Origin of the sequence: Idiomarina sp. 017G (assembly GCF_004362265.1) — a bacterium.
In the GTDB taxonomy this organism is placed as follows: domain Bacteria; phylum Pseudomonadota; class Gammaproteobacteria; order Enterobacterales; family Alteromonadaceae; genus Idiomarina; species Idiomarina loihiensis.
The window spans coordinates 118,675-136,125 of the sequence record NZ_SNWT01000007.1 but is presented as its reverse complement, the minus strand read 5'-3'; the positions used below and the strand labels follow the sequence as shown (position 1 = coordinate 136,125).

17 protein-coding genes are annotated in these 17,451 nt (G+C 46.8%); 6 read left to right on the top strand and 11 right to left on the bottom strand.

Annotated elements, in window-relative coordinates:
* Window positions 1-115 precede the first annotated feature (115 nt).
* On the top strand, window positions 116-1,108 hold the full coding sequence (locus DEU30_RS10240) for a helix-turn-helix domain-containing protein (protein ID WP_034818881.1): 993 nt from the start codon (window positions 116-118) through the stop codon (window positions 1,106-1,108).
* Between the two features lie 80 nt (window positions 1,109-1,188).
* On the opposite strand, the gene DEU30_RS10235 is transcribed toward DEU30_RS10240, so the two are convergent.
* The 6 genes from DEU30_RS10235 to DEU30_RS10205 all read right to left on the bottom strand — a co-directional run bounded on the left by DEU30_RS10235 (window position 1,189) and on the right by DEU30_RS10205 (window position 5,656).
* Window positions 1,189-1,989 (bottom strand): class III extradiol ring-cleavage dioxygenase, encoded by an 801-nt coding sequence (locus tag DEU30_RS10235; protein WP_086994183.1) that lies wholly within the window; start codon window positions 1,987-1,989, stop codon window positions 1,189-1,191.
* Window positions 1,990-2,118: 129 nt separating this feature from the next.
* Window positions 2,119-2,577 (bottom strand): SMI1/KNR4 family protein, encoded by a 459-nt coding sequence (locus DEU30_RS10230; RefSeq protein WP_114982093.1) that lies wholly within the window; start codon window positions 2,575-2,577, stop codon window positions 2,119-2,121.
* Window positions 2,578-2,667: 90 nt separating this feature from the next.
* Window positions 2,668-3,186 carry a hypothetical protein gene (locus DEU30_RS10225; protein ID WP_114982094.1) on the bottom strand — a complete coding sequence of 173 codons (519 nt, stop codon included), beginning with the start codon at window positions 3,184-3,186 and terminating at the stop codon, window positions 2,668-2,670.
* A gap of 162 nt (window positions 3,187-3,348) precedes the next feature.
* Complete coding sequence (locus DEU30_RS10220; RefSeq protein WP_114982095.1) at window positions 3,349-3,636, bottom strand: helix-turn-helix domain-containing protein; 288 nt, start codon at window positions 3,634-3,636, stop codon at window positions 3,349-3,351.
* 417 nt (window positions 3,637-4,053) lie between these two features.
* Entirely contained in the window at window positions 4,054-5,031 is a 978-nt protein-coding gene (locus tag DEU30_RS10210; protein WP_114982097.1) for a DUF4917 family protein, read from the bottom strand.
* Window positions 5,032-5,113: 82 nt separating this feature from the next.
* On the bottom strand, window positions 5,114-5,656 hold the full coding sequence (locus DEU30_RS10205) for a hypothetical protein (protein ID WP_114982098.1): 543 nt from the start codon (window positions 5,654-5,656) through the stop codon (window positions 5,114-5,116).
* 332 nt (window positions 5,657-5,988) lie between these two features.
* Between DEU30_RS10205 and DEU30_RS10200 the strand changes: the two genes are divergently transcribed.
* The 3 genes from DEU30_RS10200 (at window position 5,989) to DEU30_RS10190 (ending at window position 9,900) form a co-directional block, all read left to right on the top strand.
* On the top strand, window positions 5,989-6,975 hold the full coding sequence (locus DEU30_RS10200) for an integron integrase (protein ID WP_110014216.1): 987 nt from the start codon (window positions 5,989-5,991) through the stop codon (window positions 6,973-6,975).
* A 51-nt stretch (window positions 6,976-7,026) separates the two neighbouring features.
* A complete protein-coding gene (greB, locus tag DEU30_RS10195) occupies window positions 7,027-7,506 on the top strand; it encodes a transcription elongation factor GreB (RefSeq protein WP_114982099.1) in 480 nt (159 codons plus the stop codon).
* Between the two features lie 63 nt (window positions 7,507-7,569).
* Window positions 7,570-9,900, top strand: coding sequence for a Tex family protein (locus DEU30_RS10190; protein ID WP_114982100.1), 2,331 nt, complete (start codon window positions 7,570-7,572; stop codon window positions 9,898-9,900).
* Between the two features lie 10 nt (window positions 9,901-9,910).
* Here DEU30_RS10190 and DEU30_RS10185 read toward each other — a convergent pair whose 3' ends face one another.
* The 3 genes from DEU30_RS10185 to DEU30_RS10175 all read right to left on the bottom strand — a co-directional run bounded on the left by DEU30_RS10185 (window position 9,911) and on the right by DEU30_RS10175 (window position 12,331).
* A complete protein-coding gene (locus DEU30_RS10185) occupies window positions 9,911-10,690 on the bottom strand; it encodes a putative metalloprotease CJM1_0395 family protein (RefSeq protein WP_110013055.1) in 780 nt (259 codons plus the stop codon).
* Between the two features lie 69 nt (window positions 10,691-10,759).
* Window positions 10,760-11,077, bottom strand: coding sequence for a hypothetical protein (locus tag DEU30_RS10180; RefSeq protein WP_011233541.1), 318 nt, complete (start codon window positions 11,075-11,077; stop codon window positions 10,760-10,762).
* A 114-nt stretch (window positions 11,078-11,191) separates the two neighbouring features.
* Window positions 11,192-12,331, bottom strand: a complete 1,140-nt coding sequence (locus tag DEU30_RS10175; RefSeq protein ID WP_011233540.1) for a fatty acid desaturase — start codon at window positions 12,329-12,331, stop codon at window positions 11,192-11,194.
* 153 nt (window positions 12,332-12,484) lie between these two features.
* Here DEU30_RS10175 and fabR point away from each other — a divergent pair, with 153 nt between their 5' ends.
* Both fabR and DEU30_RS10165 read left to right on the top strand, forming a co-directional pair.
* Entirely contained in the window at window positions 12,485-13,105 is a 621-nt protein-coding gene (gene fabR / locus DEU30_RS10170) for an HTH-type transcriptional repressor FabR (protein WP_110013054.1), read from the top strand.
* A 38-nt stretch (window positions 13,106-13,143) separates the two neighbouring features.
* Window positions 13,144-15,162, top strand: a complete 2,019-nt coding sequence (locus DEU30_RS10165; protein ID WP_114982101.1) for a S9 family peptidase — start codon at window positions 13,144-13,146, stop codon at window positions 15,160-15,162.
* A gap of 70 nt (window positions 15,163-15,232) precedes the next feature.
* Here the strand turns inward: DEU30_RS10165 and DEU30_RS10160 are convergent, their stop codons facing one another.
* Both DEU30_RS10160 and DEU30_RS10155 read right to left on the bottom strand, forming a co-directional pair.
* The gene (locus DEU30_RS10160; RefSeq protein WP_114982102.1) at window positions 15,233-16,438 is read right to left on the bottom strand and encodes an ABC transporter permease; all 1,206 of its coding nucleotides are present in this window, start codon (window positions 16,436-16,438) and stop codon (window positions 15,233-15,235) included.
* Window positions 16,435-17,379 (bottom strand): ATP-binding cassette domain-containing protein, encoded by a 945-nt coding sequence (locus tag DEU30_RS10155; RefSeq protein WP_114982103.1) that lies wholly within the window; start codon window positions 17,377-17,379, stop codon window positions 16,435-16,437. Before DEU30_RS10155 ends, DEU30_RS10160 begins: the two co-directional genes overlap by 4 nt.
* Window positions 17,380-17,451 lie beyond the last annotated feature (72 nt).

Genomic DNA, 17,451 nt, shown 5'->3' with positions numbered 1-17,451 from the left:
TTTGTCCTCATGTTTGAATTGAAGCACAATTCTATGCCTTAAAATCACTTGACCCGCATAGGCAAAAAAGACACTATACGTGCAATATTTGCCAAACACAGATAAACCTTAATTTATGACGACAATTGTGATTCTAGCTATTGAAGGCGTACTACCATCAGCCCTAATGGGCATAAATGATATGATGGCATTAAGCGGTTTGAACTTTTTTCAAAAATCTGAAGATAGCGATTCTGGCAATGTAGACTGGAATCCAACCGTCAAATTGGCGAGCCATGATGGAAAGCCTATCACAGATGGACACGGACGAGCTTTTGAGGCTGACTCTGATCTTGGTTCCATTGATCACTGCGATGCTATTTTAGTACCTGGCTTCATCCCCAATGGAGAAGGCTGCCCACCACAAATTATGACCAACTCGAAGACGCAATCTTGGTTGCGCGCGCGCTACCAACAAGGCGCACTGGTATGCGGTTCATGCAGTGGCGTATTTGCGCTCGGTGAAGCAGGGGTTCTGAATGGTAAGCGATGCACCACCACATGGTGGTTACATGATGAATTAAAACAACGATTCCCTAGAGCAAGTGCAGAGTGGGCCAGCGAATTAATTGATGATAGAGGGATTATTACTGCGGGTGGTCCACTGTCTTGGGTAACGATTACACTCCATATAGTCAAAAAGCTAGCGGGTGCCGAAACCGCAAAAGTAGTCGCTGATTTTTCAGTGGTTGATGCAATACCTAAGTCTCAAAATTTGTATGTACCAGAAGGTTATCAAACTTCAAAAAACTCATTTTTAGCAAAAGCAGAATACGCCATTCGTAAGGCGCACTATCAAACGATGAATGCTAAAGACTTATCCAAAATCATGGCCGTTTCTGAGCGCACATTAAACCGGAGGCTAAAAGAGCTAACAGGTGAAACACCCAAAGCCTTTATTGATGGAGTTCGAATAAGCCATGCATGTACATTATTGGTCACTACCAACAAATCGGTAAAAGAGATCGCTTTCTCTCTAGGTTATTCAGACGATAGTGTATTTCGTCGCCTCTTCAAACAAAAAATGAAAATGACCCCTTCGAATTATCAGCAGCTAAGGAAGCAATAATTAAAACTAAGCTTTCTGCCTAACGCCCGGGTAATAGGCGAGAGCTTGCGAGCGTCCTAATTGACGCGTTTGTTAGCATTTTATGACCAGATGTACATGCTCGATTTTTTATTTAGAATCTTTAGCTCAAACGACTTAGTGCAAACACTATTAGCTATTCCATAGCAAACGTGCAACGGCAATAAATGCTCTTCTCTTGGGTGACAGTAACGAGCACCGGGGGCTTTTTCCCATTGGATAAATCTTTGTTCTCTTTCTTCTTCAGTAATACTACTGTTAGTGCAAGTCTCTAGCAGCCACGCTTCAAAAGATTCATTTAAAGTTTTTGATTCACTGGTTTCAGATGAAAAAAATGCTTTCATATTATGAAAGGAGAAACCAGAACCAATTATAAGTAAATTTTCATACTCCAAGTCTTGGATTGCTCGCCCTATCCCGACATGAGCTGCTGGACTGAGATTATCGACAAGAGAGAGCTGAATGCACGGAATATCTGCCTCCGGGTACATGATTTTCAGAGGAATAAATAGACCGTGGTCAAAACCGCGCTGCTCATCAAGTTTTGCGGAAATACCTGAATGCTCCAGCCGCTTATAGGTCTGCTCCGCCAGTGATGGCTCTCCCTGACAAGGATAGGTAATACTATAAGACTTTTCTGGAAATCCATAGTAATCGTAAATAAGGGAAGGGTTGGCGCCCGAAGTAATGGTTGGGATTTTTTCTTCCCAGTGCGCACTTACCACTAAAATGGCTGATGGCTTACGCAAAATAGATGAGATTTTTTGCAAGCAATCAATCATTTCTTTATGCCCAACATCACCTAGAAGTGGCATCGGCCCGCCGCCATGAGACAAAAATAATATTTGAGGTTTAGTGTTCATCACGATCCTCTTAATAGGAGAATGCTAACGCCCGGCTATGGCGCCGGAGTGGAGTTGGAATTTTTTGTGGTATCCACCACAAAAAACGCCGACGGAACGGAGGTCGTACATGAGCCGTTTGTTATACCTTTACTCTGCATATGCTTCTAACATTGATAATAATTCCGTAAATGAATTTGCGACTGGAAAAATTGCTTCATTAGCCTCAAGCTCGTGAAACCAAAATACCACTTTGGGGTTGTAGGCGCTTTCTGAGTAGTCCAAGCAAAGGTAATCTCCACCGCCGCCCACTACAATAGGTAGATAATGATTTGGAACCCCATGTACCTTTCTCAAAGTGGAAAGTGACCCGATGACGTTTTCGTCGCTCTCTAGTGGATCAAGTGTGAGCAGTGAACCGAAACCAATACCCCAAGGAACCCCGCCAACGTGAATAGTTAAACCATCGCATTTTGGCTGCCCACCATGATAGAGCTTTACACAATCAACATAGTCCTTGGGTAGATTGAACTGAATAATCTTCGAAACACCATCAATCAATTCATCTCTTAGGGGCAGCTGGTTTTCTTCGTATGTTTTCCATTCCATTTCAGTACTCAATGCTCATTGGTATAACGCCCGCAACAGGGGCAAACTTGGAGCGCCAGCAGAAAGTTTGTCCATGCCTGCTTGCGCTTGTTACATGTTTTCTTGAAACGCTGGTTCATACAACCTGATGCTCTCTTCCAGAGATTTAGAAAACTCGTTGATTTTAGCTAATACAAGGCCAATGTCTTCTCTGTCTGTTACGATGTATGCCTCAAACCAAAACCTAAGTGTTGAACCAAGCTGGATCGTTTCGCCCGCCATAGGTGGCAAGCCTATAGATCTTATTTGTACATTATCTCCTGACCGCGAAAGATCACGAACCCACCACGACAGGAATTCCAAGGCATTTAAGCCTTGCTTGTTTGGTGCAACAGTAAACTCTGCAAAAATAAGAAGCTCGTTGTCTAAGTTGCCATTTGTTCTTCGTAACATAGCTATCGGCAGGTCTGCGTATTGCCCCCCAAAATACACTTCATCAAGTTTTGAAACATCGTCTTGCGAGAAATGGTGCTTACCTATTTCAACTTCAGATACGCCTGGAACAGATTTAAAGGCATTTTCAAATCTAACTATTTCCTGAGGCATTCCTTCTGCCTGTGCATTACCCATATAACATGAACTCCAAATAAAGACCCAAAATAAATATTTCAAACTGAATTCCTGTCATACATGTAACGCTTAGGTAACCGGCACCGGAGCGCCAGCGGAGGAAACCAAAAGCAGCACGCTTTTGGTGTCCGGTTGACCGTCTGGTTACACCTTGCGGCATGCTCAGTGTAGCTGGCTAAAAACTTCCGGATGTTGTTCTGCGATACGCAACAACGCGACTGCTGGGCCTTGTGGTTCTCTACGCCCTTGTTCCCAGTCTTGTAAAGTGCGCACGCTGACTCCCATGAGACCAGCAAAGGCAGACTGAGACATCTTTAGTTTCAGCCTTATAACCTGCGGCGCTGAGGGCTCGGATAACTCACGAGTTCGCAGCGCCAGCTTACCCTTTTTGAACTGTTTGATTTCATCAAGCCCAGCAAGGATTTCATTACCAAGATTTCTATCACTCATTTTTGATGGCCTCCGCTATCTGTTTGAGCATGTGCCCAGGAATCGAGGCACGCTCAGATTTACTGTACAACGTCAGCATCCATACTTCGTGGTCAGACTTCTTCCAATAATAGATTGCTCGAATGCCGCCACTCTTGCCCGATCCGACTGGCGCCCACCGAACCTTGCGAACACCACCAGACCCTTTGACGAGATCGCCAGCATCGGGCTTCTGCAAAAGGTATGTTTGGAGCCCACGATATTCTTCGTCCGTAAGGTAGCTCGGCAACAACTTGGTGAATGTTGAGGTTTCAATGAATAGCATAGTTAAAATATACGGCACCGCCGTATAAATGACAAGACTAAATTAGTGAGGTGTAACGCCTGCGTCACGGGAGGCGAAAAGCGCAGCTTTTTGACATCCCGTGCACGCACTTGTTATGCCCATATTGGCGCTGTTTCTGCTTGATAAAAATCAACAGATACTGTGAGCGATTCTAGATATGCCCGCGCATTGGCTTTTGTCCTTTTGTTTTCATCAGTATTCTCATTGCCAAAAATGCTAACGTATATTTTACGCACTCCACTAGAAGCTATTTGATCAAAAATATGTTTGTCATTCTCGTCCATTGAATGTCCGTGAATGAAGAGAACGTGATCCAATTGTTTTAGTGCTCTAAAAGAATGATATAAATAAGGGTTATGTTCTATCTTTTCTTTTTTCTTTGAGTCGTTGGGCTCGGACACAAACAACGGAAAGCGACCTTGATTCAAGTTATCTCTCACTTGTTCGATAATTGTTTCACCATATTCAGTGCAAGCATGTTTTCGTATTCCTAAGCCATTATCATATATGTGTAATCCTCCATGAAGGAAGAAAACATTTTGCTTGGTTTCGGTGACACTCCATGTGTTTGGCCAACGAAAACCATCATCTGTTTTATAAGGATCAGGATCTAAATTAGACTTGTTTCTAGCCCAATAAAACAGGAGGTCGTAATTAAGTGAAAAAACGTTTTTAAAACCAGATAAAAACGTTCTTACTGACACATATTGATCGTCTGTAACTTCGGATGGCAATCCTGGGTGTGTTTTAGTAATCGCGTCCAAAAGAGCATCTTTCAATATTTCTTGATCAGCTTTAATTGTATCTATTAATTTGGTATCAGCGCCGTAGGTTTCCAAGACAATCTGTGCAGATACAAGTTGACGCATTATGGCTTCGAAGTCATAGGTATGAGACGCTGTAAACAGGCCTCTTATTTCCAAATCCCTTTTATCAAATGATGCTGCATCTAATAGATTGGCGTAGTTAAATATTTTTGCATCCCATGCCTGGGAAAAACCATTAGCAATTAAAATCGACCGTTTTTCGCCATCCTCTAGTTGATTCAAAGCATCTTGATATGAAAGCACTCTATTCTCCTTGTGGCATAACGCCGCGCTTTGCGGCTGCTTTGGAGCGCTAGCGGAAAAGCAGTCCGGCAACAGCGCCTTGTTACGCTTTTAGCCATGTGTAGAACTCTTCTGGCATTTCATTTTCCACTGCCTCAATGGTTCTAATATCCACTGTGGAATTGCAGCCCATCAAAGGCACTTCGATAGTTTCTTCTTGGCTTGACCAATCCATCTTGAGATACCGGACTTGGTTCTCATCATAGGCTATCCCACTCACTCGTCCATGCCCGTACAGTTTCATGGTTTTACCAAATTGCTCTCTCTTTTTTAGGACGACAAGATCGCCTTTACATATGCTGTTGAACCGTTCTACCTGATGTTCGCTTTCATGATAATCGAATCTACAGATTCCCTTTTCTTTCCATTCGGTATCAAGGCGTTCATTGAAGTCCGCTCCCGGGCAAAACCCCATGAAAAGAATGTAAGAGTCCGTTGGCGTGGCGTTGTTTATCGCATCAAGAACGTACTTCGCCTCAGAATCACCCTTGCTATATTTTTCGTCAGCATTCCGTTTCAGCTTGACGAGATCGGCGCGGCTCATATTTCCGCTTTTGATTCGGTCAATTACCTTGTCGTACTTCATAGTATCTCATTGGTTAGATTGAGAGCGTAACATTTGTATATTGTGCGTGCGCACTTTGCGCGTTCATTAAATTGCTCCCTTTTTCTTTGCAACCCTTTAATAACTCGTTTTATTTTTCAAAAAAACCACCAAAAACAGACAAACTAATTCGAGCATGCTCATTTTTGATCTCACGAGTGCACAATATCCAACTTTACTTTTTTATTATGTAACTGACATTAAACGAGTTAAATACGCAATACAACAACAAACTATGCAATATTGCTGACAAAAGTGAGCCGCAAGTTAGGCTAAAGTTAATGGCTAATTTCAAAACTCAAGGATGAGAGTTTATGCCTAGCCCATTTATTGAACAAATACGCGCTGATATGCGTTTACGTGGTTACAGTTTAAGAACAGAGAAGTCCTACTTAGGCTGGATTCGTCAGTACATTTATTTTCATAAAAAACAGCACCCTAAAAAACTGGGCAGTAATGAAGTTCGAGAGTTTCTAAGTTGGCTAGCTAACGAACGCCATGTCGCCATAAATACTCAGAAAACGGCGCTTAATGCTTTGGTCTATCTCTATCATAAAGCTCTTGGCAAAAAACTCGGCGATTTAAACTTCAGTTTAGCAACCAAACAGCGACAGTTACCTGTTGTTTTATCGCCCAGCGAAGTCATCGATATTTTGAGCCAATTAACCGGACGTAATCGCTTAGTTATCGAGTTGCTTTACGGTAGCGGTCTTAGAATAAGTGAGGCACTAGGCTTACGAGTTCAGGATGTAAACCTAGAAAATCTTTCTCTTACTATTCGTGATGGAAAAGGTAAAAAAGACCGGCAAACGTTGTTGAGCGAACGCTTAGTTCCTCAGATTAAGGAGGCGATAAGTACAGCATTAAAGGTACAAGCTGATGATAACAAAAAAGGTGTCGGCCCATCCTTACCTAGTGCGCTTGATAGAAAATATCCCAACGCTTTTAAGCAACCCGGTTGGATGTTTGTCTTTCCATCAACTTCCTTGTGCGCACACCCTTACACCGGCGTTCTTTGTCGACATCATCTTCACAGTAGCGTCATTAGAAAGGCCCTTAAACCAGCAGTCGTTCAAGCAAAGGTTTATAAAAAGGTAAATTGTCATACCTTTCGTCACTCCTTCGCCACGCACTTGCTACAAGGCGGTTGCGATATTCGTACGGTTCAGGAGCTGCTGGGCCATAACGATGTTAAAACCACTCAAATATATACGCATGTTATTGGTCAACATTACGCTGGTACGTCTAGCCCGCTAGACAATCTAACATTCCCCTCGCTGCCATTTCCTTCGGAGCAATAACCCAGTAAAATCATGAGTTATCTTTAAACGCAGGCAGTAACGAATAAGCGTATGAAAACCAATTTAATTACCCGTGGCGGTTATGAAAAGTTGCAACAGGAGCTTGAACACCTTTGGCGGGTGGAGCGCCGCGAAACAGTGGAGAAGGTGTCGTGGGCGGCGAGCTTAGGCGATAGATCTGAGAACGCGGATTACAAATACAATAAGCAGAAGCTGCGTAAAATTGATGGCCGCATTCGTTACTTAACCAAGCGTCTGGAGCAGGTGAAGGTGGTGTATTATTCGCCACAACAGGACGGTAAGGTGTTTTTTGGTGCCTGGGTGGAAATTGAGGACGAGGAAGAGAACGTTCGCGCCTTCCAAATTGTGGGACCGGATGAAATTTATGATCGCAAAGACGCGGTGTCTATTGATTCGCCCATGGCGCGTGCCCTGCTGAAAAAGCAGGTAGACGACGAGGCTGAAGTAACGACACAGCAGGGTACTAGGACCTGGTTCATTAATAAGATAAGTTACCAGCAGCCCGCGTAGTCAATTCGTGATAGCATTCGTCCCCATTATTTGCCGTAAAGTTTTTAAACTAAGAGATGTACTATGAGCCAGATACCGCAATTACTTGCTAATGAACTGAAGGTTGATGAACGCCAGATTTCGTCTGTTATCCAGTTGCTGGATGAAGGCTCAACGGTGCCCTTTATTGCGCGCTACCGTAAGGAAGTGACCGGCGGTTTAGACGATACGCAATTGCGCCAGCTGCATCAGCGTCTTAACTACCTGCGCGAGCTGGATGACCGCCGCCAGGTGATACTCAAGTCCATTGACGAGCAAGGCAAACTGACCGACGAACTAACTCAGAGCATTAAAACAGCTGACTCTAAAACCGAGCTGGAAGATTTATACCTGCCCTACAAACCGAAGCGTCGCACCAAGGGTCAAATTGCCATTGAAGCAGGGCTTGAGCCGCTGGCAGACTTGCTGTGGAAAGACCCAACAAAGAACCCGGAACAGGCCGCGGCAGAATACATTGACGCCGACAAAGGTTTTGCCGATGCGAAAGCGGTTTTAGACGGTGCCCGCGCTATTTTAATGGAGCGCTTTGCCGAGCAGGCGGAGTTACTAAAACGCTTACGTTCGCACTTATGGCAGAACGCACACTTAACCAGCACAGTCGCGGCGGGTAAAGAGAAAGAAGGCGCTAAGTTCCGCGACTACTTTGAGTTTTCTGAGCTGTTTAAAACCATCCCCTCGCACCGCACGCTGGCCTTACTGCGTGGCCGTAACGAAGGCTTTTTACAGCTTTCTATGGACGCTGACCCGGGCAGTGAAGATAAAACCGCCGGCTCACATTGCGAAGTGATTATTGCCGACTTCCTGAACTTTGAGCATAAAGGCCGCGCTGCCGACGACTGGTTGCGTCAGGTTATTCAATGGACCTGGCGGGTGAAATTGTCACTGCACATGGAAACCGAGCTAATGGCGCGAGTGCGTGAACGCGCTGAAGAAGCAGCCATTCAGGTATTTGCCAGCAACTTAAAAGACTTGTTGATGGCGGCACCTGCCGGCGCTAAAACCACTATGGGCTTAGACCCGGGTGTTCGCACCGGTGTTAAGGTTGCGGTGGTAGACGAAACCGGTAAAGCGGTTGCCACTAACACCGTATTCCCGTTCCAGCCGCAGAACCAAATGGACAAAGCCATGCGTACGCTGGCTACCTTGTGCAAGCAGTACAAAGTGGAGCTTATCAGCATTGGTAACGGCACCCACTCGCGCGAGACCGACAAAATGGTCGGCGACATGCTGAAACAACACAGCGACATTAAAGCCACTAAGGTTATAGTGAACGAAGCCGGTGCTTCGGTTTACTCGGCGTCTGAACTGGCTGCGCAGGAATTCCCGAATATGGACGTGTCGCTACGTGGTGCAGTCTCTATTGCCCGCCGCTTGCAGGATCCGTTGGCAGAGCTGGTGAAGATTGAGCCTAAGTCTATTGGTGTAGGCCAATACCAGCACGACGTGAGTCAGTCACAACTGGCGCAAAGTCTGGATGCGGTGGTTGAAGACTGCGTAAACGCCGTGGGTGTAGATGCCAATATGGCTTCTGCCGCGTTGCTGCAGCGCGTATCCGGCTTATCGAAAACTTTGGCGAAGAACTTAGTTGAGCACCGCGATGCGCATGGTGCGTTCCGTAATCGTAAGCAATTGCTGGATGTTGCGCGCATGGGACCAAAAGCCTTTGAACAGGCAGCCGGCTTCTTACGCATTAGTAACGGCGAACAACCACTGGACGCCTCCTCGGTTCACCCCGAGGCTTATACTGTGGTTGAACGCATTGCCAAAACCAATTCAATTCCGGTACAGGAACTTATTGGTAATCAGCAATTGATTAAAACCTTGAACGCTAAAGACTACACCGATGAGCGCTTTGGTCTGCCAACGGTTACCGACATTTTGTCCGAACTGGAAAAACCCGGCCGCGACCCGCGTCCTGAATTCAAAATGGCAGAGTTTAAAGAAGGCGTTGAGAAAGTCAGTGATCTGAAGCCCGGCATGTTGCTGGAAGGTGTGGTAACTAACGTGGCGAACTTTGGTGCCTTTATTGATGTTGGCGTGCATCAGGACGGTCTGGTGCACATTTCAGCACTGGCGGACAAGTTCGTCAGCGACCCGCGCGAAGTGGTTAAAGCCGGCGACATTGTGAAGGTAAAAGTGCTGGAAGTGGACATTGAGCGTAAACGTATTGGCTTAACCATGCGCCTGAGCGATGAAGCCCCAGCCAATACCGCAGGCAGCGACAAGCCTAAAGCGAAAACCGGAAGCGGACCTAAGAAAAAACCTTCAGGCAATGGTGGTCGTGCGCCACAGCCACAAAACTCAGCAATGGGCAGTGCATTAGCAGACGCCTTTGCAAAAGCGAAGAAAGATTAAACAGGAATAGTTAAGCGGTAGCGCTGAATGAGTCCACGGAAGGACGAACGCGCTTATCGTAAAATGAAGAAATCATTTCGCCACGTTCGGACGATGAAAGCGTTTTTCTACCTTCTTCGGCAGGTGTTACAGCACTTGATGACGCAGATTGACTATCGCCATCACCTTTGTTTTCACCTTCCAGACTTTTATTAAACGGCGCGTTAATACTGATATCGGGGTTTTGCTTCTCGCCTTCCTCACCGCTTTCGCTTGCCTCAACTTGCATTTGAGCTAATTCCGCCCGAGCCTGCGTGGCTTTATTAGCCGCTTCGGCAGCAATTGAACGGTCGGCAGCAGAAGGTTGTGCCGGCGCTAATGCCGCGCGACGTACCAACTGCATTTTTTGAATGGTCGCTTGCGGATCACCGTTAACCGGGCTGACATCTATTTGAACTTCGCCGCCCACAGCATAAGACTTACCGTCAGGCCCGCGTTCGTATTCATAGGAAGGCGAGCCAGCATGCTGGCCGCCAACTGCCGCGTGGGCTTGTTCGTGTACACGAACTTCCTGATCACGGCTTTTTAGCTCATCGACTTTTTCAACTTCTTCTTCACTGAGCTTCTGCTGATTCTTTTCAGCATTGTCAGTAACTTCTTTGCTAGCTTTGTCGGTGGCTTTTTTGCTGTCAGGCTTTCCATCCGCTTTCGCGTCGGGTTTTCTGTCAGCCTGGGTATCGGCTTTATTACTGGATTGATCAGATTTGGCAGGTTCGTTCACCAACGGCCGCTGCAAATTATCCCTGTTCATCGACTCCGCAGGTGGTGCCGACGTTACAGGAATAGGCGGTAACGCTGGTGAGATATTCATGTTAGAACATTAAGCGCTGGTATCAATCATTGTGCCCAACATCTCGTCGGCAGTTTCTACCGTACGGGTGTTTGACTCAAAGTTGGTCTGCCCTTGGTTTAATGAAACCAAAGAATCAGTTGTGTTGGCAGCCGTAACGCTTTGGCTGGTTTCTGACGCAGTTTCAGTTGCGGCCTGGGCACCATTTGCAACGGCATTACTTTGCTGCTGAACATCATTACGACCCGATGTTGAAGCAGACGCAATTTCCTGACTCGCTTGTGATACCTGCTGGTTTGCACGTTGCATACCCTGCAGGCCTGAGTTCATTGCTGCACCAATTTCCATCGTTTCCTCCCACACACTAGGGCGTGTTACTACGAATGTATTTGTCAGTATCGTTTATATTTTAAACATTTTCAAGTACTGACAAATGCCATTCGTCGCAATTTCAACCAATAATTACGCGTGCTGCTGAATTTGATTTAATAGCGCTTTCCAGGAGCGTTTTTGCATTTCCAGCGAAGCCTTCATTTCATCAACCTGACGCTTCAACGCATCAATATCGTGATGCACATGTTCTTTCAAGGCTTTAGCTTTAGTATCCAGAAGCTTTTTACGAGCCTGATAATATGCCTTCAACTGCTGGCCCATCTGGTCATAATGTTCCTGAGCCCTTTCAAACAAAGATTCCGGCGCTGCCTGAGCTTTCAGCTGAGCTCGTTTTAACTGCATTTGCAGTTTCGCCCGCTCGACCTGATACGGCGAGCTGCGCTTTAAGTTTTTCGCCAGACCCAGCCATTTACTGGCTACGATCAGCCATTTAGTTGGGTCGAACTGCCACCAGCGAATACCGTTACGATAATCCGCGGCAAAAATGTGGTGGTAATTATGGTAACCCTCGCCAAACGTCAGAAACGCCAGCACGCCATTGTCGCGCGCAGTGTTTTTGTCGGTATAAGGCTGTTTACCCCAAATATGCGCCAGCGAGTTAATAAAGAAAGTGGTGTGGTGGTTTAGCACCAGGCGCAACACGCCAATAACCAACAATCCTGCCCACACGTCGCCCAGCATGAAACCGGCGGCAATTGGCCAGCCAAAGTTCACAAACAGAGTTAGCGGCAAGTAATACTTGTGCTGCCACATAACAATTGGGTCTTTCTGCAGGTCTTTAACGTTATCGTAGTCAGTATAACGGCTCGCCTGATATTCACGGATCATCCAGCCAATATGCGAGTACCAGAAGCCTCGCTTAGCTGAATACGGGTCTTTGTCGTTGTCATCAACGTGCTTGTGGTGCTCACGGTGGTCAGAAGACCAGTGAAGCGCACTGTTCTGCAGCGCAACCGCACCGCCAATGGCAAAAATAAAACGAATTACCGGGTTTGCATCGTATGTACGATGCGCCCACAGGCGATGATAGCCCGCAGTAATAGATAAGCCGGCGAAACACGCCGTGCCCAACATAACCCACCAAAACGCGGCACCAATGCCAACGCTGTATGCGTATAAAGGTACACCAACAATGGCGACAATAAAGGTAATAGAGAACACCAGGGTGTTTAACCAGATAATGGGGGGCTTTTCAGAAATCTTTTGCATGCATATAACCTAAAACATTCAAATAAAGGCAGGCGTCTAATAGCGTACACCTGTACGCTGAATGTACGTGTTTCGTGTTCAAATTACAAGCGGTAAAAGTGTAAAAAGCTGTGTTATCATTCTTAATATACACGCAAAGATGACTATACGACTATGGCCGGAATTCGCGCAAAGCAGAAAGAGAAAACCCGACAGGCGTTAATTAACGCGGCAATGAACCAATTAAGCGCCGAAAACGGTTTCTCCAGTTTGAGCCTGCGTGAGGTTGCCCGTGAAGCCGGTATTGCTCCTACTTCTTTTTATCGACATTTTCGCGACATGGATGAGTTAGGGCTTACTTTGGTGGACGAATGCGGTCTGGCTTTACGCCAACTATTACGCCAGGCGCGTCAGCGCATTGAATCCGGCGGCTCAATTATTCGGGTATCTATAGAAACTTTTATGCAGTTTGTCGCAGACAACACCGCTACCTTCAGGTTGTTGTTGCAGGAGCGTTCAGGCCGCTCACGCAGTTTTCGTTTGGCGGTAGTGCGCGAAATAGATCACTTCAAGGCCGAACTGGAAGACTATTTAGTTAACGAACAGTCGTTTAGCCGCGAGTTGGCCGAGTTACAGTCGGACACTATTGCCAAAATTGTATTCAGCGCCGGTGCCGACTGCTTTGACGTAGACGAAGAAGAGCGCGAAATTATTACCGAAAAAACGATTCTGCAAGTTCGCTTAGTTGCCCGGGGCGCCGAAGCGACTCGCCGATTACTAAAACGAGAGTCATAAAAAACAATCTTAATCAGAACAAGAAACTGGAGAACATTATGCTTTTACGTGCTGTAGGCGGTATGGCATTAGCAGTCTTGGCGGCCGATATTGATGCCCGCGAAATGACGCTAATGGAAACCGTAACCACCAAAGCCATTCGTTCGGCTCAATTGTCGCCGGATGGTCAGTTCACTGCGGTTATCCGCTCAACACCCCGCACTCCGTACGAAGATGACGACGGCTCCAGCTACAGTGAGTTAGTGCTTATTAACGCTGAAGGCGAAGAAACGTCTTACCTGAGTAAAGACAAAAAGTTCGGCCGGGTCAGCTTTGGTCCGCAAAGCGAATACCTGTACTTTACTGCCAAAGAAGAAGGCGATGAGTATCAGGAGCTTTACCGCATGCCTGTGCACGGCGGCGGTATTCAGTCGGTGTTTGAATTTGACGGCAATATTGGCAGCTACGCGTTGAGTGATGACAGCGAGCAACTGGTCTTTTTGTCTTCAGGCGCGAAAGACAGCGATGAAGAAAAACTTGAAAAGAAAGGCTTTAAAGCCGAAGTCTACGAAGAAGACTTAACCTATACTCAGGTTTACCATGTTTCATTGGGTCAGGAAGACGCTGAGGCCAAAGCGGTTACCGCCGACGACCAGCACGCGCTTTCGGTTAGCTTCCACCCGAATAACGAACAGCTACTGGTTCGTACCGCACCAACTTCGCTTATCGATGACAATTACATGAGCAGCCAATATCAGCTTATTAGTCTGGACGGCGAAGTAGTCACTTCTTTTGAAAGTGAAGGCAAGCTTGGTCGTGCAGAATTTTCACCGGACGGTCGTTATTTGGCCATGATCCGCGCTGCTGACTACAACGATCCTTCTGCTGGTTCTTTATTTGTTTACGACACTCGCGAGCAAGAGCACCGCAACGTGTTGCCTGACTACAAAGGCGCAGTCAAAGACTTTAGCTGGCGTACCGATGAAGAAATTATCTGGTTAGGTCATCGTGGTACCGAAACCGAAGTTCAGGCATTAACACTTAAGTTTTTAGAAAGCCGCAGCCTGTTAGAATTGGGTGAAGCCGTTTTCACCAGCCTGGACGGCGAAGCCGGTAAATCAGAATTTGTTTTAACAGGTCACCGCCCAAGCCACCCGAGCGAAGCGTTTAAGTACAGTAACGGTCGTCTGGAGCGTTTAACCGACTCTAACCCCTGGCTGGCCGAGATCGATATGCCGCGTCAGGAAACCATGACTTATGAAGCACGCGACGGGCTTAAGCTGGAAGGTATTGTGGTTTACCCAGCCAACTACGAAGAAGGCAAGACCTACCCGACCATGATGGTGATTCACGGTGGTCCTGAGTCGCATTACAGCAACGGCTGGTTAGATCGCTATGCGTCGCCGGTTAAACATGCTGCAGCCAAAGGTTATGCCCTGTTCTTCCCGAATTACCGTGGCAGTACTGGTCGTGGTGTCGAGTTCTCTAAGCTGGGTCAGAATGACTATGCGGGTAAAGAGTTCGACGACATTGTTGATGCGAAAAAACATCTGGTCGAAATTGGTTTAGCCGATGAGTCGAGCGTGGGTATTACCGGCGGGTCTTACGGTGGTTACGCGTCGGCCTGGGGCGCAACAGCACAGACCGAGCATTTCGCTGCCAGCGTTATGTTTGTAGGTATCAGCGACAACTTATCTAAGTTTGGTACCACTGACATTGCTAAAGAAATGCACGCTGTACATGCCCGTAGCTATCCCTGGGACAAGTGGGAATGGTACTTAGAGCGCAGCCCAATTTATCACGCAGAAAAAGCGCGCACGCCAATTCTTATTATGCATGGTAAAGAAGACACCCGCGTTCATCCATCACAGTCCATGGAATTGTACCGTTATCTGAAAACTCACGGCAAGGTGCCGGTTCGCTTAGTGTTGTACCCCGGCGAAGGCCATGGTAACCGCAAAGTAGCGGCACAGCTGGACTACAGCATGCGCTTTATGCGCTGGATGGATACCTTCCTGGTAGAAAAAGCTGAGGAAAAACCATCGTTTGAGCTGCCACACGCTGAGCAGCTTAAATAAAGCCAGTTCCTAATAAAAAGCCGGGATACTTCATTTTGAAGCTCCCGGCTTTTTGGTCTCTGAAACTTTGTTATTTACCAGAAACGGCCTGCCAAATTTCCTTCCAGCCCGGTTCTTTTCCGTAATACTGAATACCCATAGCGAATAATCTGCCCGCCACATTGCGCATCCAGTATACAAAAGCCGCCAGTAATACCAGGCTCAGCAGCCATTCCCATACCGCGACATCAGTTTGCAACAAACGCGCCGGCATCATGGCAAAGGAGCTAATCGGCAGAATGCTCATTACGGTAGCTAAGGTCGAGTCAGGTTCACTTACCACACTAAAGCTCAGAAATATTGGCAACATGGGTACAAGCATCACCGTACTGCGGGACGAGTGGTTAGGGTCATCGATGGTTGCGGAAAAACCCGCTAGTAAGGCGTTAATTAAGACCGTGCCCAATAAAACAAAGATAAGACTCAACAGACCTGTGCCAATACCCCAGTCCAGACCTGAACCGCTCTTATCGGACAGTGCCGCAACGACCAGGCTTACGCCCAAAATCATTAAGCCGATAAAGAGCATTGATTTAAGGCTGTGCAAGGTAATACCAATAATTTTGCCATCCATCCACTGAGTCGGTGTCACGATAGTCAGCAACTGCTCGGTTACACGCTGTTGTTTCTCGGCGGTTATGGACATCATCATCAAACCGAAGCCAGTAAAAACCCCAACCATTATTATCACCAGTAGCATACTGGCTGAACCGTCGTTAGCATCGTCAATGGAAGCTTCTTCGCTTTCTTCAATAGAAAACGCAATTTCCGGCTTTTCATCAATAACCGCTTTTTCTTCCGGTGACAGTGGTAACTGCTGAATGCGCAGATCCTGCAGTTGATCCTGTAATTCGCGGCGCAATTCCTGTTGCCAGGTCTGAGACTTCTTAACCCAGACTTTTGCGATTAATTCCGGTGTTATGACAATTAATGTATCCAGGTCTTCCGGTAATTGTGCTTTCCAATTTTCCACTTCCATAGTACCGGCGCTGCGAAGGTTTAAGTCTTTTGGGGCCTCAAACTCCCAAGCCTGTGGCTTTCCTTGTTCATAGAAAATAGCTCCGTGATATTCATCTGACAAAAGTTGGGCTATTGCGCCCCAGCCAGTGCTCACGGCAAAAATGCCGACCAAAATGACAATAGACAGAAGTTCCTGCTTCCACTTAAAGAAGCGCTTAAACTCCCACCATGAAATGGCTTTCAACTGCTTAAAATAACCCGGATTCGTCTGTTTCATGACTGCGCCTCCTCGCTGCTTCTCTCATCACTCGCTTGCCGACGAATCGTATCCAGATATAAATCATGTAACCCGGGCTGAATCGGCGCAAAGGCTTTAATCGATACCTGCTGTGCCAATTGTGGCCACAACTCGTCTATACCGGCATCGGTGCGAAAAGTTATCTCCACTTGTTCTTCACTCACCTTGCGCATGGACTCTATTTGCTCAACGCCCTGCCAGCTATCCAACGCAAGCTGAGCATTGGTTGTTACCCGGTAAACCGGCTTAGGCAGCAAGGTATTGCGAATTTCCTGCAAGCTGCCCTGAGCTACCGCCCGTCCTTTATTCATGAGCAACATGGTGTCGGCTAAGCGTTCAACCAGCTCCATTTGGTGTGCACTTAGTACCACAGTCTTGCCCCGTTCACGCAGTTCGTTCAATACCGTCAGCACGTGCTCCTGGTTTACCGGGTCCAATCCCGAAAAGGGTTCATCCAGAATAACCAGTTGAGGGTCGTGCAGCAGCGTGGCAATAAGTTGTACTTTTTGCTGGTTTCCCTTAGACATCTGACGCAAGGGCTCATCTTTGCGATCAGTCAGTTCGAACCGCTCCAGCCAATTATCAATATCGCTGCGTATATCGCTCAGCTTCAACCCGCGCAAACTGGCAATATAATTCAGGTTATCCAGTATGGTTCGGTCCTGATACAAACCGCGGTCTTCAGGCAGATAAGCGAAGTCGTGATAGGTCAGCTCTATACTCTCGCCGTTATTCTCAACGAGGATCTCACCTTCGTCGGGTTGGGTCAGGCCGACCAGCATACGAACCAGGGACGACTTACCGGCGCCGTTAGGACCGAGTAACGCCTGAATCTTGCCGGGCTGAATATCGAGGGAGATAGCGTCTACCGCCGTTACGGTGCGGTAACGCTTAGTGACATTATTAACTGAAAGGCGCATGTTATTTTTCTGTTATTTGCTTAAGAAGCGCCTATCTTAGAAAGACAAAGGGCCCGTAACAAGTGTTACGAG